This is a genomic window from Alcanivorax sediminis, from assembly GCF_009601165.1.
GTDB classification, from domain to species: Bacteria; Pseudomonadota; Gammaproteobacteria; order Pseudomonadales; family Alcanivoracaceae; genus Alcanivorax; species Alcanivorax sediminis.
The window spans coordinates 121760-135707 of the sequence record NZ_WIRE01000001.1 but is presented as its reverse complement, the minus strand read 5'-3'; the positions used below and the strand labels follow the sequence as shown (position 1 = coordinate 135707).

Here is a 13948-nt window from a genome sequence, read left to right as displayed (position 1 = left end):
CTATTCAATGACATTTATATGACACGGCAATGACAGGGAACAGTCCTGTGTACAGTTTTCAGGCTAGACCTCAACGGGCGCTCTGGAAAGAGGCAGGCAGATAAGCGGAGTTGATTTTTCTTGTTAAGTGTAAATACACTTAACTGATGGGTGGGCCTCCCTGTGAAGTGAGGTCGCAGACTTTAAAGTGTGTATACACTATGAGGAAATAGAGATGAAACTCTTTCAGCTGTTAATGGCGCTGTTCAGTCGCCTTCTGCCCGGCAGGGCCAGTGATCTGGCGTTACGTTTGATGACGGGACCACGGTTGCCGCAGGCCTGGAGGGGCCGATCCGAGTTTGCGCCGGACAGCCAGCTGCCGGTGGGTGAGCGCGCGCGCCTGAATATCTGGTTGGGTGGTCCACAGCGAGTCTTGCTGGTCCATGGCTGGTCCGGGCACTGGACTCAGTTCGAGGCGATGATGAAGGCGCTGGGCCGTGAATCGTTCTCTTTTTATGCCCTGCAGATGCCGGGCCATGGCGAAGAGCCGGATGGCGCCAGTGATGTGGGTGAATTCATCACCACTCTACGTCTGGCGCTGGAGGTGATCGGTGAGCCGGTGGATGTACTAATCGGCCATTCCATGGGGGCTTCGGCTGCCGCCTTTGTACTGGCCGAGCGAGGCGATATTGCTCGCACGGTACTGGTCGCGCCGCCCACAGACTTCCGCGGTGTGGTGGGGCGGATGGCCAGTGCCCTGAAATTCGGTGGCCGGGCCCGACAGCAGCTGCTCGATAAAATGGCTGCCCGGGTGGGGATCGGTTACGACGCGCTGGACATCGCCCGACGCGGCTCGCTGATCAGTGCTCGAACGTTGCTGGTGCATGATACTGGTGACAGGGAGGTTCCGTTCACGGATTCGCTGCGGCTGCATCAGGCGATGCCCTCGGCCACCCTGCACCAGACCGTTGGCAAGGGACATCGGCGGGTGCTGACCGACAAGGCGGTGCTGGGACTGGTCGCTGGCTTTGCCCGGGAAGGGGTCTTGTCTGTGCCCGTCCCAGAAGGTGATCTGGCTAGAGTTCCTGCTTGACCTTGTGGCTGAAGCGGCGCAATTCCGAGGCAATCTGTTGCCAGCTCTGCTTGCCCACCAGTGACTCGAACTGATCCTGCGCTGCTTGCCAGCCTACCAGAGCCTGCTGATAGCAGGCCTCTCCCTGGGGAGTGAGAGAGAGCCCCAACGCGCGTTTATTGCCGGTGGGCTCGGATTCCACCAGACCTTTCTCAATCAGTTTATCCACGGTGCGCTGCAGGGAGGTGCGTTCCATGCCGAGCAGTTCGGCAAGCTGGAAAATGGATTCCGGAGGCCGTGCCTTGATCGCATTGAGCACGGAGAACTGGGTGATGCGCAGGCCACTTTCAGCCAATTGCTGGTTATACAGTCGCGTCACCAGCCGGGACAGCACCCGGGAATGCAGGGCGGCACAGTGCAGGCCGACCTGTTCAGGATCCAGTGAGGAGGGTTGTGGCGGGCGACGACTCATGGAACGGACTCCATATATAGTGTGTATGCATTATATATGGAGCCGGGGCGGGACTTGCAAGGGGGGGGAATCAGCCCTTGAGCTTGAGGGCGGCGGCCTTGGCAAAGTAGGTGAGGATGCCGTCGGCTCCTGCTCGCTTGAATGCCAGCAGGGACTCCATCATCACCTTGTCCTGGTCCAGCCAGCCGTTCTGGAACGCCGCCATGTGCATGGCGTATTCACCACTCACCTGATAGGCGTACACCGGTACCTTGAACTCGTCTTTCACGCGGCGCACCACATCCAGGTAGGGCATGCCAGGTTTGACCATCACCATGTCGGCGCCTTCAGCCAGATCCAGAGCGATTTCGTGCAGGGCTTCATCGGAGTTGGCCGGGTCCATCTGGTAGGTGGTTTTATCCGCCTTGCCCAGGTTGCCAGCGGAGCCCACGGCATCACGGAACGGACCATAGTAGGCGCTGGCGTACTTGGCAGAGTAGGCCATGATGCGGGTATGAATATGACCATGCTGCTCCAGTGCCTCGCGGATGGCGCCGATACGGCCGTCCATCATGTCGGAGGGGGCAATTACATCGGCGCCCGCTTCCGCTTGCGACAGGGCCTGTTTGACCAGGGCATCCACGGTCACATCGTTCAGAACATAGCCATTGTCATCGATGATGCCATCCTGTCCGTGGGTGGTGAACGGATCCAGGGCGCCATCGGTGATCACGCCCATTTCCGGCACGGCTGCCTTGATGGCGCGCACCGCGCGCTGGGCCAGTCCGTCCGGGTTCCAGGCTTCGCGCCCGTCCAGGGTTTTGACGTCGGAAGGGGTGACCGGAAACAGGGCCATGGCGGGCACTCCCAGCTTGGCCAGCTCCTCAGCCTCCTTGACCAGCAGGTCGATGCTCATGCGTTCCACGCCGGGCATGGAGGGTACGGCTTCGGTTTGGTTGCTGCCTTCGAGCACAAACACCGGGTAGATCAGGTCATCCACCGTCAGGGTGTGCTCGCGCATCAGACGACGGGAAAAATCATCACGACGCATACGACGCATTCGGGTGGCGGGCCAGGGGGCACGAGACACAGACATGGGGTGGAGTCCTCTAGTAACATGGAAGCGTCCGCAGGAGAGCGATGGCGGACGGAATCACGAGAGTTTAGCAAGAGCAGTAGACAATGGAAAAACAGCCGGCCTTTCATCTGGCCTTTCTGGTAAATGATCTGGAAGAAGCCGCGGATTTTTACTGCCGTGTGATCGGTGGCCGTCGTGGACGGGATGCGCCCAACTGGATTGATATCGATCTGCATGGCCATCAGTTGTCCCTGCACAAGGGTGAAGATCTGACTCCTGTCCAGGGCTACAGCGATGTGGATGGACACCCGGTGCCGATGCCGCATTTTGGCGTGGTGCTGGATTTTGCGACCTGGGAAATACTGGTGGAGCGACTCTACGACCACGGCTGGCCGTTTCTGCTCAAGCCCCGGGAGCGTTTTGTCGGCCAGCCCGCAGAGCAGGGTACCTTCTTTGTACAGGACCCCACCGGCAATGTGCTGGAGTTCAAGGGGCTGCGCGAGCTGGATCGCATCTTCGAGGTATAGCATTCGAGGTAAGACAATGGGCCGTTGGCGTCCCAAGGGGAAACCCGCTTCCAAGTACATCACTGCGGAAGGCTACAAGGTGCTCAATGATGAGCTGCAGTACCTGTGGAAAGTGAAACGTCCGGAGGTGACGCAAGCGGTGCAGGAGGCGGCAGCGCAAGGCGACCGCTCCGAGAATGCTGAATATATTTACGGCAAGAAGCAGCTGCGGGAAATTGATCGCCGCGTTCGCTTTCTCAGCAAGCGGCTGGATGACATGACGGTGGTGGACCGGCTGCCGGAGGATCAAAGCAAGGTGTTCTTTGGTGCCTGGGTAGAGCTGGAAAACGAGGACGGCAAGCTGGAAACCTACCGTCTTGTAGGACCGGATGAAACCGATGCCCGGCGTGGTTATATCAGTATTGATGCGCCGCTGGCTCGGGCGTTGCTAAAAAAGCAGGTGGATGACGAGGTAGAAGTGCGAACCCCGGTGGGCGAGCGCTGTCTGTTTATCAATCGAATCTGGTACCAGGAGTCCTGAGTGAGCGCCAATCGTCGCGTCTGGTTTTTTATCCGTAAATCCCTGCTGGGTGGTCTGACCATTCTGCTGCCCATTTCCATCATCGTGTTTTTCTTCCGCTGGATTTATCAGACGGTGACGGAAATCATTTCTCCCTTCACGTCGGTCTTCATTAGTGCCTTTGGCTTGCCCAAGTTTGTGGCAGACTGGCTAGCCTTTCTGGCGGTGCTGGTGTTGTGTTTTCTGGTCGGCACACTGGTAGCGACCCGACTGGGTAGCTGGCTTTGGGACCAGTGGGAAGCGAATGTGATGAGCCGGCTGCCGGGCTATGTCACGGTGCGCGAAGTCATCGCCCAGCTGATGGGGAACAGCAGCGACAGCCCGTTCAGCCGAGGTGAAGTGGCACGGGTCTGGCTTTATGGCAGGCAAACCGATGTGTCGGTGACAGCATTGGTGACATCACGCCATGGCGATGGCCATGTCACGGTGTTTGTTCCCACCGGCCCCAACCCTACCAGTGGGTTCATCTACCACGTTCATGAAAGTCTGGTAGAGCTGCACCCGGAGATCGGGGTGGAAAGCATGATGAAGACGGTGGTGTCCTGCGGTGCCGGCACGGCGGCGTTATTCAAGACCGACACCCCCAACACAAGCGAGTAACGAGGAGCGGGTTTCGAAAGGCAAAACCTTGAGGGGTTGGCCTGTTCCGGTTTTGATCTTCGAAACTCGAAACTCGAAACTCGAAACTCGAAACTCGAAACTCGAAACTCGAAACTCGCCCTGATTTTCTACGCGCTCAATTCCACCGATCTTTCCTGCAGTGCATCGCGCATGAAGTCGCGCATGTTGCGCAGATAACTCCCCTGATCAAGATGCAGCATATGGTTCCCGGGGAACCAGTGCACGTGGCAATCATCCCAATGCTGCCGTAACAGGTCGGTGTGCTTGGGGGGCGCAAAGCGGTCGCCGGCACCACCGATAATCATGCGCGCACTTTGCGGGACCAGACTGGGCCAGGTCAGGGGCGAGTGCAGGGCGGTAAGTTTGCGCAGGCCGGCGAAATCCGTGTCGTAAACCTTGTGGAACAGCGGGAACTGCAGGTTGACCGGGAACCAGCTTTTCATCAGATCCATGATTGTCACCAGCGGCACATTGGGAATGGCAAAGGCCAGATCCTTCTCCAGCGATGACAGCAGCGCGGTGGAATAGCCGCCGAGGGAGATGCCGGTGGCGCCCATGGCTGGGGTGCCGCCTTCGCGCAGATGATTCATGAAGATGCGCAAATCATGGATCGCATGGGCGAAGGTTTCGTTGAGCATGGCCATGCCCTGGCTGAAGAACTGGGCGCCGCTGAACGGTGCCAGCGGACTCTTGCGGCGGCCATGGAAGGGCAGGGTGTAGAGCAATACATCAAAGCCCTGCTTGTAGAACCAGGGCAGGGCCAGCCAGCGGGTATTGAGCCAATAAGGGTCGGCCACGAAACCGTGGATCATGATCAGGGTTGGGCGCGGCTCGCCATCATGTTTCCAGTACTGCGCCCAGGCGGTGCGGTTACGCTTGTGGGCCAGATAGCGATCACGCAAGGCCGGGTTTTTGGGTTCGAATGGTGAGCGGAAGCTGAGCGTGTGTGCCTGTCCGTCTTCCGGTTGGAAGTGATAGCGGGCTACCGGGTGGTACTGGATCACGGGGTGTTGTTGCGGGGCGGTAAAGAACTGTTGGGGGTCGCCACAGTCCAGAAAGGGTTCGTAGAAGCGAACCAGCTCCCGTTCTTCCTGTTGCTGCTTCACATTGAGGCTGGCGGGGAGTGCGGCGGCTCCTGCCATGCAGGCAAGGCCGGTGCGGGCCACTGTATCCAGGCTGGCGGTGTAGTCGATACGCCAGCGGGTATCATTGTCGGCCAGGAAGTGATCTGGCAGGGCGTGGAAGTGGCGGGGCAGGGTTCGCCACCAGGGCTGTGTCAGTGTGGGCAGATCTTCGTTGCAATAATCCGTGGGCTTGATGCGAGGCCATTCGGTCATCGCCGCCTCCTTTGTCCTTGGTGCGCAATGCAGGTATGCGCTTTGGGCTCAGTAGACGACGGCACAGGAGTGCCTGCAATGACCGAATCTGCCGCGAATGTTTACCTTTTGCCCAATTCGGTATCGGTTAGCCGTGGCGCTGAATGAACGCGCTGATCTTTCTGATGTCCTGACGGGCTTCCGGCAGGAAAGGGGTCATCACCGGCCACACATGGAACACGCCGCCGCGCTCCAGCCATTCCACTTTTACGCCACTTTTTTCCGCTGCTTCACGCACCCGTTTGGCATCCGAGTAGAGCACCTCGTCGGTGCTAACCGTGATCATCAACGGGCAAATACCGCTGTAATCGCCCAGACAGGGAGAGGCGTAGGGGTGGGTGCGATGCTCGGTGTCGGGCACATAGATATCAATCACAGTGCGGATGATGTCCGCCGACAGCATGGCATCGCTGGGGTCCATGGCGTCGAGAATCCGGTCATCTGGCTGGCAGTTGCTGCCGGGAGACAGGGTGACCGCACAGCGGGGCTGGGGGAGGCCCTTGTCACGGATATGCAGCAAAGTGGCCAGCGTCAGGCCGCCCCCGGCGGAGTCGCCGGCAATGACGATATCTTCGGGGCGCTTACCCAGTCCCAGCAGGTATTCATAGGCCTCCATCACCCGGTTCACCGCCGACGGGAAGGGGTGCTCCGGGGCAAACGGATACGTGGGCAGGTAGACCTCGCCGTTCAGTTGTTTGGCAAGGCGCGCAGCCATGTTGTGATAGGTCTTGGTAACCCCGCCGATGTAGGCGCCACCATGAATGTAGAGCATGGTCACCTTGGGATCACTCACGCTGACGCGGTCACCCGCAAAGCCGGGTTGGTTGACCCGGCTGAGTTTCACGCTGAAGGGCATCAGTGTCAGGGAGGGCGAATTGTTGAAAACCTTGCGCAGGTGACGAACCAGCTGCTCTTCATTGAGGCCTGAGCGCTTGATGGTTCGGCGGGTCACTGCCTTGATCAGGGTAGCCTGGATGCTCATGAACTTGTTCCGCTGCGTTATTGTTGTGCTGAATACCTTAATCGCGACGCGACGGGATTGGCAGGGGTGAAGAGGCCAGTTCGCAGTGACAGAAGGTCAGGTGTCGGCCGAACAGGCCAATCGGCGTTGCCGGGGTTGTGGTACGGGGGTAGCTTTTCTATGTTGCCCCACTAACCAGAATATTACAGAGGCGCGCCATGCAGTCAGGAACAGTGTCCAGCAACGGGATTGAGCTTTTTTACGAGAGCCGGGGCCCCGAAAACGGTGAGACCATCGTGTTTGTCATGGGCCTGTCTGCCCAGATGGTGTTCTGGCCAGAGCCGTTGCTCGATAGCCTGGTGGAGCGCGGCTACCGGGTGGTCCGGTTTGATAACCGGGATGTGGGCAAGTCGTCGCGCATCCGCCGCCGCCTCAAGCATGGTCCGCTTACGGCCATAATGCGCAGCTACGTGGGGCTTTCCGTGGATGCCCCCTATACCCTTCACGATATGGTGGATGACACCGTCGGGCTGCTGGATGCCCTGGCCATCGAGCGAGCGCATGTGGTGGGGGCCTCCATGGGAGGGATGATCAGTCAGCTGATGGCCGGCAAGTATCCGCACCGGGTGCTGTCGCTGACCTCCATCATGTCCAGCAACAACAGCCGTCTGGTGCCGCCCCCCAAGCCGGCAGCCCTGAAGGCGCTGGTGGCGCCGCGGGTCAAGATCGAGACCGAAGAGGAGTTCGTTGCCTTTGGCCTGGAGATGATGGCCAAGCTGGCCGGCACCTTGCCTCAAGGCCGTGAGGAACTGGCCGAGATTTACCGCCAGTGCTGGGCGCGGGGCATCAATCCGCTGGGTATCCGCAACCAGTTCCTGGGAATTGTGGCCACCGGTGCACTGACTCCGTGGCTGAAGAAGATCGATTGCCCGGCTACAGTGATCCATGGAGGGGCCGACCCGCTGATTCGCCCCGCCGGTGGCAAGGCCTCCGCGCGCCATATCTCTGGTGCCAAGCTGGCTATCCTGCCTGGCATGGGGCATGACTTCCCGCCGGCCGTGCTGGACCAGATGAGTGACCTGATTGCCGAGACAGCCGCTCGGGCTAACTCCTTGGCTCAGCCGTCGATGGCGTAGGCCGCCTACGAATAACCCGCGTAGTCGGGTTATCGGCAGGGAAAAAGAGAGGCCGCGCCCGGCACTGGGGCGCGGCTTTTTTGTGGCTTTTTTGGGGGCTTTGCCGAAGCGGTCTGGTTCTCATTTCCGGCAACTTCGCCTTCCCGGAGGGTGTTTGTCTGGTACCCTCGTGCATCACCATGGGCGGCGGCGATTCTGCCGTATCCAGATCGCTTTGTTAGAGGGGTGGAGGCTTGTAATGAACAGGGAAGTGATCGTTTTTACCTGGTATGCCCTGACCGGCGCCAGGGGGAAGCTATGAGCACGGTAAAAGGCAAGTTGGCAGCATTGTGGGGATTGGGGCGTGCCATCGTTGTGATAATCCTGATGGCGCCATTGCATGCAAATGCTCTGGAGGTAAACGGCCTGCGCTTTGAGCACAAGGACTGGATGCTGGTGTGTGATAACACGCGTACCTGCAGGGCGGTGGGTTATCAGCGTTTTTTTGAAGATAGTGAAGCGGTTTCGGTACTGCTTACCCGTAAGGCGGGTCCCAATCAGCCAGTGCACGGCAAGGTGAAAATCGGCGAACTTGATCTCGACGACGCGGTCTTTCAGTCCCTGATTTCGGATGCCTCTCTGTCGCTGGTGATCAATGGACAGGAGGTCGGCGCGGCAGCGGTCGATCCTGAGTTTCTCGGTGCAGAGTTGTCCAGCGAGATACTGTTGGCGCTGTTGCGTGCCCTGCGTCGGGATAGCGTTATCGAGTGGGTGCATGGTCAATACCGCTGGCGCCTTTCGGATGCCGGTGCCAGCGCAGTGCTGCTGAAAATGGATGAAGTACAAGGCAGGATTGGCACGCCGGGGGCGCTGGTTCGCAAGGGTGACAGACAGGAAGAGGATGTCCTGCCCGCGTTGGCGCCACCGGTTGTGATTCGCGCCCCTGTAGATGTGTCGCAAACCGTCGTCTTGCCAGCGGCCGACGAAGTCGCCTTGCGGGCGGCGTTGCTTGCCAGTGTGGAAGACGAAACCGAATGCAGTGGTTTGGCTATGCCCGACGACGGGGGGGAGCCACTGGATGTGGTTCGGCTCTCGGATACCCGGTTGGCGGTGTCGGTGAGCTGCTGGATGGCCGCCTACAACGGCGGAGCCGGGGTATGGGTCATCAACGACAGCAAGCCTTACCAGCCGATCCTGGTTACCGAGTCGGCAACCGACTTTGATGGTGAGACCGTTTCAGCCATGCACAAGGGCCGCGGGATCGGCGACTGCTATGCCCTTGATGAGTGGACTTGGGATGGCCGGGCGTATGTTCACACGCTCTCTTCCACCACCGGTCAGTGCCGGGGGCTGGCTGTCGGGGGCGCCTGGGATCTGCCGGAAATCGTGGCGGAGGTGCGCCAGAAAGAGGCAGCTTCCCTGCCGTAGCGACGGGGTGGCATGACGTGGCCGTCCGCCCATCGTTGGCGTTGCCCCCTCCCCATGCCTTCCATTGGCGAGGTGATGCTACCCGGTCATGCCTTTTGCCACGGGAACGTGATCACGTCGTCGATCTTGCCGCTACCCTGCTGTGCCATCAATAGTCTTTCTACCCCCATGGCGACGCCGCTGCAGGCGGGCAGGCCGTGCTCCATGGCATCAAGCAGGTAAGGGTCGGCATCCATGACATCCAGGCTGTGTTGCTGGCGCTGGATATTGTCCTGCTCGAAGCGGCGACGCTGCTCGTTCGGGTCAGTGAGTTCCTGATAGCCGTTGGCCAGTTCCAGGCCGCGGTAATAGATCTCAAAGCGTCTGGCGACGGTGGCGCCATCTCTGTCCTGATGGGTTTGCGCCAGCGCGGCCGCCCAACCGGGGAAGTCGTTGACCACGATCAGCTGGTCGCTGGGTAGTGCCGCTTCCACTTTGGTGGCCATGAGGTAGTCCACGGCTGCGGCCTTGTCGAGGCCGCCCGGTGCGCCGGATTGCTCGGCACATGCAATCAGCGCGTGATCGTCTGCCGTCAGAGGATCCAGTCCGACAACGTGATGGAACAGGGCACGAAAGTGATATTGGTGGCTGGGGGTGCCAGGAAAGAGTTGCCCAAATAGCGTCAGGCACTCAGCAATGAGATCCTTGAGGACAAAGCCTGGGCGGTACCACTCCAGCATGGTGAACTCCGGGTTGTGGCGGCCACCGGCTTCACCATCCCGGAATGCCTTGCAGACTTGATAGATCGGTCCACTGCCCGCGGCCAGCAGCCGCTTCATGTGATATTCCGGGGAGCTTTGCAGGTAGCCGTAACCAGGTACCGGGATGCACTGTATGTGCAGATCACTGACACCGTGATGGGCCAGTTGCGGGGTGTCTACCTCCAGCACGTCACGGGCCGCAAAAAAAGCGCGCACCGTGCTCATCAGCTCGGCGCGCGCTTTCATGGCCTGCAGAGAGGCGGTGGGCTGCCAGTCATGCATCGGCGGCATCTCGTCGGGCATCTGGCGTCAGACGCTTAGCTTTTAATGCGACCCACATAGTCACCGGTGCGAGTGTCGACCTTGACGATCTCGCCGGTCTGCACGAACAACGGCACACGGACCACGGCGCCGGTGGTCAGGGTGGCGGGCTTGCCGCCGGTGCCCGCGGTGTCGCCTTTCAGGCCCGGATCGGTTTCCACGATCTCCAGCTCCACGAAGTTCGGCGGGGTTACAGACAGGGGCTCACCGTTGTAGAGGGTGATTTCACACACGTCTTCTTCTTTCAGCCACAGCTTGGCATCGCCCACGGCGGCCTCATCAGCGGCTTTTTGCTCGAAGGAAGTCGGATCCATGAAGTGCCAGAACTCGCCATCGGAGTACAGGTACTGCATGGCAACGTCCATCACATCCGCGCCTTCCAGGGAGTCGCCAGACTTGAAAGTACGTTCCCAGACCTTGCCGGATTTCAGGTTGCGCAGTTTCACGCGGTTGAAGGCCTGGCCCTTGCCCGGCTTCACAAATTCGTTCTCGATGATGGAGCAGGGGTCGCCATCGAGCATGACTTTCAAGCCAGACTTGAATTCACTGGTAGAATAGTTGGCCATAAATATTGTTCCAAAGGTTGATGTATGGCGTCGCAGAGGGTGGCAATCATAACGCAGGATGAGGCTCGTTGGGAGTTGCCGGACTGGCAACGTCAACAGGCGGACCTGATCACGGATCCTGCGGAGCTGCTGGCCCTGCTGGATCTGGCTGCCTCCGGGCTGCCGGAATCGCTGGCCGCGGCGCGGGATTTCCCGCTGCGGGTGCCGCGTAGATATGTCGACCTGATTGAGAAGGGTAATCCGCAGGACCCGCTGTTAAGGCAGGTGTTAAGTGTGCCTGCGGAGCTGGAGGCGGTCCCGGGTTATGGCGTTGATCCACTGGAAGAGGGTGATCACACCCCGGTGCCGGGCCTGTTGCACAAGTACCATGGGCGCGCGTTGCTGGTAGTCACGGGGGCCTGCGCGGTGCACTGTCGCTACTGTTTTCGTCGCCACTTTCCCTATCAGGCACACCTCAGCGGCAAGCGTTGGGAGGAGGCGCTGGAATGGTTGTCAGCACGGCCTGATATCAATGAGGTGATTCTCAGTGGCGGGGATCCGCTGACGCTGACGAACAGGCGTATTGGCCAGCTACTGGATGCGCTGGCGGAAATTCCCCACCTGCGTCGTTTGCGGATACATAGCCGGACCCCGGTGGTGATTCCAGACCGCCTGGATGATGAGCTGAAGCGGTTGCTGAGCCGGCCGCGCTGGCGAACCGTACTGGTACTGCATGCCAATCATCCCCGGGAAATCAGTGCGCAGCTGGCGGAGCGAGGGCGGGAATGGCAGCAGGCAGGTATTACCCTGCTGAACCAGAGCGTGCTGCTGGCGGGGGTCAATGATGACCTGGACACGCTGGTGGCCTTGTCGGACGGCCTCCACGAGGCCGGAATACTGCCTTATTACCTTCATCAGCTGGACAAGGTGGCCGGGGCCGCCCATTTCGCGGTGCCGGATGAGGCTGCATTGGCCCTGCATCAGGGGCTGAGAGGCCGTTTGCCCGGTTTTCTGGTGCCCCGACTGTCCAGGGAGGAGCCCGGGAAGCCCGCCAAAACGGTCCTGGCGGGCTAAATCCCTGATCTGCCAGTCACTTGCTGACGTTTACAGTCCTGTAACGGTGTCGTAAAGTCCTGTGACATAGAACACATAAATTCAGATGCGATAATAAACAGGTAGCCAGGAAGCCGCCGAGATAAGGATTATCTTCATGGAGCAAGCAGCCCAAACGGTGCGGCTGAAATTGCCAGAGCAGGATTTGCCGCACCTGACTGTTGGCGCGGATCAGCCCAAAAAGCTGCAACAGTGGGTCGACGCTCTTCCCGTGATGAACATGGGGGAGACGGCGCGCCAGTTGTATGAGTTCATTCAGGAATTGAATCGCCTGCAGCTGGACTCCCGACAGCGTTACCAGCTGCTGGAGATCATTCGTCCCTCCATTTTGCTGGTGTGTGATTCGCTCCAGAAGCATTACCTCAATCAGGCGCTGGTATTACCTGAAAAAGCCCGTAAGGTGGCGAGCCTGGCCCAGGCCCTGCAGGGGCATCTGGCCAACGGCTACAAGCTGGTCGCCGTGCGTGGCATGCGCAAGGTGAAAGACAAGAACGTGCGTCGAGCGGTGGCCACTTCCATCCACCGAGCCATCACAGCGTTGGGCGATACCCTGCTGCGCTGTTATCAGCTGTATTTTTCCTGTCCTCGCCATTTGTGGCTGGAATTACATCAACTGTATCTGCTGGCGGAAGCGAATGGGCTGGCAATCCAGACGGTACTGGAGGAGGGAGAGAAGGCTTCCACGGTACAGGCGGCCTATGCCCGTTGCCTGTTGCTGTCCACTGCCAAGCCGAACCAGTTGCGTCAGCAGGAGTTGGCGCTGGTCTATCGCGTTGCAGAAGAGTGGTCATCACTGGTTTCTATCCGTGAAGCCAGCAGCAGCGATGACCTATTCGTGTTTGACCTGCAGGCCGATCGCCCGCCCATCTACCGAACCCACGCCTCCCAGGTGAATGAGGGGTGGCGTTACATTGATTCCCTGCGGCTGGTAGAAGCCATGGCGGCCTGTCGCCGCGACCCGGAAAATCAGACGCTCACGCTACCGCGGGAAATGGACGACAGCCTGCTGGATCATCTCCAGCAAGTCTGGGGCGCGCTCACCGAGCGGGCTTTCAAACGGGTGGAAGAAAGCGGGGAAATCGAGCTGTGTTTCGGCCTGGTGGGGGTGCATTACTTCCTGTCTGATCGCACGCCCTTCGAAACCCTGGTGGAGCGGGGCAGTTTGTCTACCAACGGTGAAGAAGAACGTAACCGTTTCCTTAGCAAAATTAGCATGAGTGCCAAGGCCAAGCAGGATCAGGCAGACCCCTGGGCCAAGGCCTATGAGTCGGACTATGCCGGCGAAGCGATTGAGATGGGTGATGTGGCGGGTAGCACCCGTGCCGAAATCAAGCTGCCGGAGAGCTATCACTGCCAGAAGGTCAATGCCAGCCCGGGCGGGTACTGCCTGTCCTGGCAGGGTAATACCCCAAGTTTGCTGAGAACCGGCGAGCTATTGGCGCTCCGTGACCAGACCCATACCCAATGGATGCTGGCGGTGATTCGCTGGGTAACCCAGCTGCCTAATCATGGTGCCCGTTTCGGGATCGAGCTGCTGGCCCCGGGTGGCCGCCCCGTGGCCGCCCGTGCGCTGCGCAAGCAGGGCCAGGACAGTGACTACATGCGTGCGATCCTGCTGCCGGAGCTGGCCGCAGTGGGGCAGCCTGCCACCCTGTTGCTGCCTACCGTCGGGTTTAATGAAGGCGTGAAGGTGGAACTGGTTGAGAGTGGGGAAGCCTCTCGCGTACAGTTGTTGCGTCGGGTGCAGGGGATGTCCGGGTTCAGCCAATACCCGTTCAAGAGTCTGTCCACGCCGGAACCAGCGAAAACAGTGGTTCAGGATGATGACGATGACGAGCTGGATTCCATCTGGTCCAGCCTGTAGGTTTCGGTGGCTCGGGCTCTGCCCGCTAGCCGCCAGTCACCGCCATGGCGGTCGAAAATAAACGAAAACAACTGCTTGCCAGGGAGTTCGGCAACTTTCTCCGACAGGGTAGTGCTGCGCATCAACCGACAGGGCGAATGCGGGCGGCTGCACTGTCGTTTGTCATGACAGGGTCGTCAGGCACAATACTGATAAAGA

Annotated in this window: 14 protein-coding genes; 8 read left to right on the top strand and 6 right to left on the bottom strand. The window is 59.7% G+C overall.

Features of this window, described 5'->3' with window-relative positions:
- Nucleotides 1-214 precede the first annotated feature (214 nt).
- Nucleotides 215-1072, top strand: coding sequence for an alpha/beta hydrolase (locus GFN93_RS00595; protein ID WP_153498516.1), 858 nt, complete (start codon nucleotides 215-217; stop codon nucleotides 1070-1072).
- Here GFN93_RS00595 and GFN93_RS00590 read toward each other — a convergent pair.
- Together GFN93_RS00590 and hemB are read right to left on the bottom strand one after the other, a co-directional pair.
- Nucleotides 1056-1523 (bottom strand): MarR family winged helix-turn-helix transcriptional regulator, encoded by a 468-nt coding sequence (locus tag GFN93_RS00590; RefSeq protein ID WP_153498515.1) that lies wholly within the window; start codon nucleotides 1521-1523, stop codon nucleotides 1056-1058. The two genes, GFN93_RS00595 and GFN93_RS00590, sit on opposite strands and share 17 nt — an antisense overlap.
- 70 nt (nucleotides 1524-1593) lie before the next feature.
- Nucleotides 1594-2598, bottom strand: a complete 1005-nt coding sequence (gene hemB / locus GFN93_RS00585) for a porphobilinogen synthase (protein WP_153498514.1) — start codon at nucleotides 2596-2598, stop codon at nucleotides 1594-1596.
- An 86-nt stretch (nucleotides 2599-2684) separates the two neighbouring features.
- Between hemB and GFN93_RS00580 the strand changes: the two genes are divergently transcribed.
- From GFN93_RS00580 to GFN93_RS00570, 3 genes are read left to right on the top strand one after another with little or no spacing between them, the layout of a single operon-like run.
- The gene (locus GFN93_RS00580; RefSeq protein ID WP_153498513.1) at nucleotides 2685-3107 is read left to right on the top strand and encodes a VOC family protein; all 423 of its coding nucleotides are present in this window, start codon (nucleotides 2685-2687) and stop codon (nucleotides 3105-3107) included.
- A 16-nt stretch (nucleotides 3108-3123) separates the two neighbouring features.
- The gene (greB, locus tag GFN93_RS00575; protein ID WP_153498512.1) at nucleotides 3124-3627 is read left to right on the top strand and encodes a transcription elongation factor GreB; all 504 of its coding nucleotides are present in this window, start codon (nucleotides 3124-3126) and stop codon (nucleotides 3625-3627) included.
- Nucleotides 3628-4266: a DUF502 domain-containing protein gene (locus GFN93_RS00570; RefSeq protein WP_328594071.1), complete on the top strand. Its 639-nt coding sequence runs from the start codon at nucleotides 3628-3630 to the stop codon at nucleotides 4264-4266.
- A 128-nt stretch (nucleotides 4267-4394) separates the two neighbouring features.
- Here the strand turns inward: GFN93_RS00570 and GFN93_RS00565 are convergent, their stop codons facing one another.
- Both GFN93_RS00565 and GFN93_RS00560 read right to left on the bottom strand, forming a co-directional pair.
- A complete protein-coding gene (locus tag GFN93_RS00565; protein WP_153498511.1) occupies nucleotides 4395-5624 on the bottom strand; it encodes an alpha/beta hydrolase in 1230 nt (409 codons plus the stop codon).
- A gap of 127 nt (nucleotides 5625-5751) precedes the next feature.
- Complete coding sequence (locus tag GFN93_RS00560; protein WP_153498510.1) at nucleotides 5752-6645, bottom strand: alpha/beta hydrolase; 894 nt, start codon at nucleotides 6643-6645, stop codon at nucleotides 5752-5754.
- A gap of 197 nt (nucleotides 6646-6842) precedes the next feature.
- On the opposite strand from GFN93_RS00560, the gene GFN93_RS00555 reads away from it, so the two are divergent.
- Complete coding sequence (locus GFN93_RS00555) at nucleotides 6843-7760, top strand: alpha/beta fold hydrolase (RefSeq protein ID WP_153498509.1); 918 nt, start codon at nucleotides 6843-6845, stop codon at nucleotides 7758-7760.
- 297 nt (nucleotides 7761-8057) lie between these two features.
- On the top strand, nucleotides 8058-9167 hold the full coding sequence (locus tag GFN93_RS00550) for a DUF1176 domain-containing protein (protein WP_153498508.1): 1110 nt from the start codon (nucleotides 8058-8060) through the stop codon (nucleotides 9165-9167).
- Nucleotides 9168-9253: 86 nt separating this feature from the next.
- On the opposite strand, the gene epmA is transcribed toward GFN93_RS00550, so the two are convergent.
- Nucleotides 9254-10189, bottom strand: coding sequence for an EF-P lysine aminoacylase EpmA (gene epmA, locus GFN93_RS00545; protein ID WP_153501742.1), 936 nt, complete (start codon nucleotides 10187-10189; stop codon nucleotides 9254-9256).
- A 35-nt stretch (nucleotides 10190-10224) separates the two neighbouring features.
- The gene (efp, locus tag GFN93_RS00540; protein WP_153498507.1) at nucleotides 10225-10794 is read right to left on the bottom strand and encodes an elongation factor P; all 570 of its coding nucleotides are present in this window, start codon (nucleotides 10792-10794) and stop codon (nucleotides 10225-10227) included.
- A gap of 39 nt (nucleotides 10795-10833) precedes the next feature.
- Between efp and epmB the strand changes: the two genes are divergently transcribed.
- Complete coding sequence (gene epmB, locus GFN93_RS00535; protein ID WP_328594068.1) at nucleotides 10834-11847, top strand: EF-P beta-lysylation protein EpmB; 1014 nt, start codon at nucleotides 10834-10836, stop codon at nucleotides 11845-11847.
- A gap of 136 nt (nucleotides 11848-11983) precedes the next feature.
- A complete protein-coding gene (locus tag GFN93_RS00530) occupies nucleotides 11984-13750 on the top strand; it encodes a hypothetical protein (RefSeq protein WP_153498505.1) in 1767 nt (588 codons plus the stop codon).
- Nucleotides 13751-13948 lie beyond the last annotated feature (198 nt).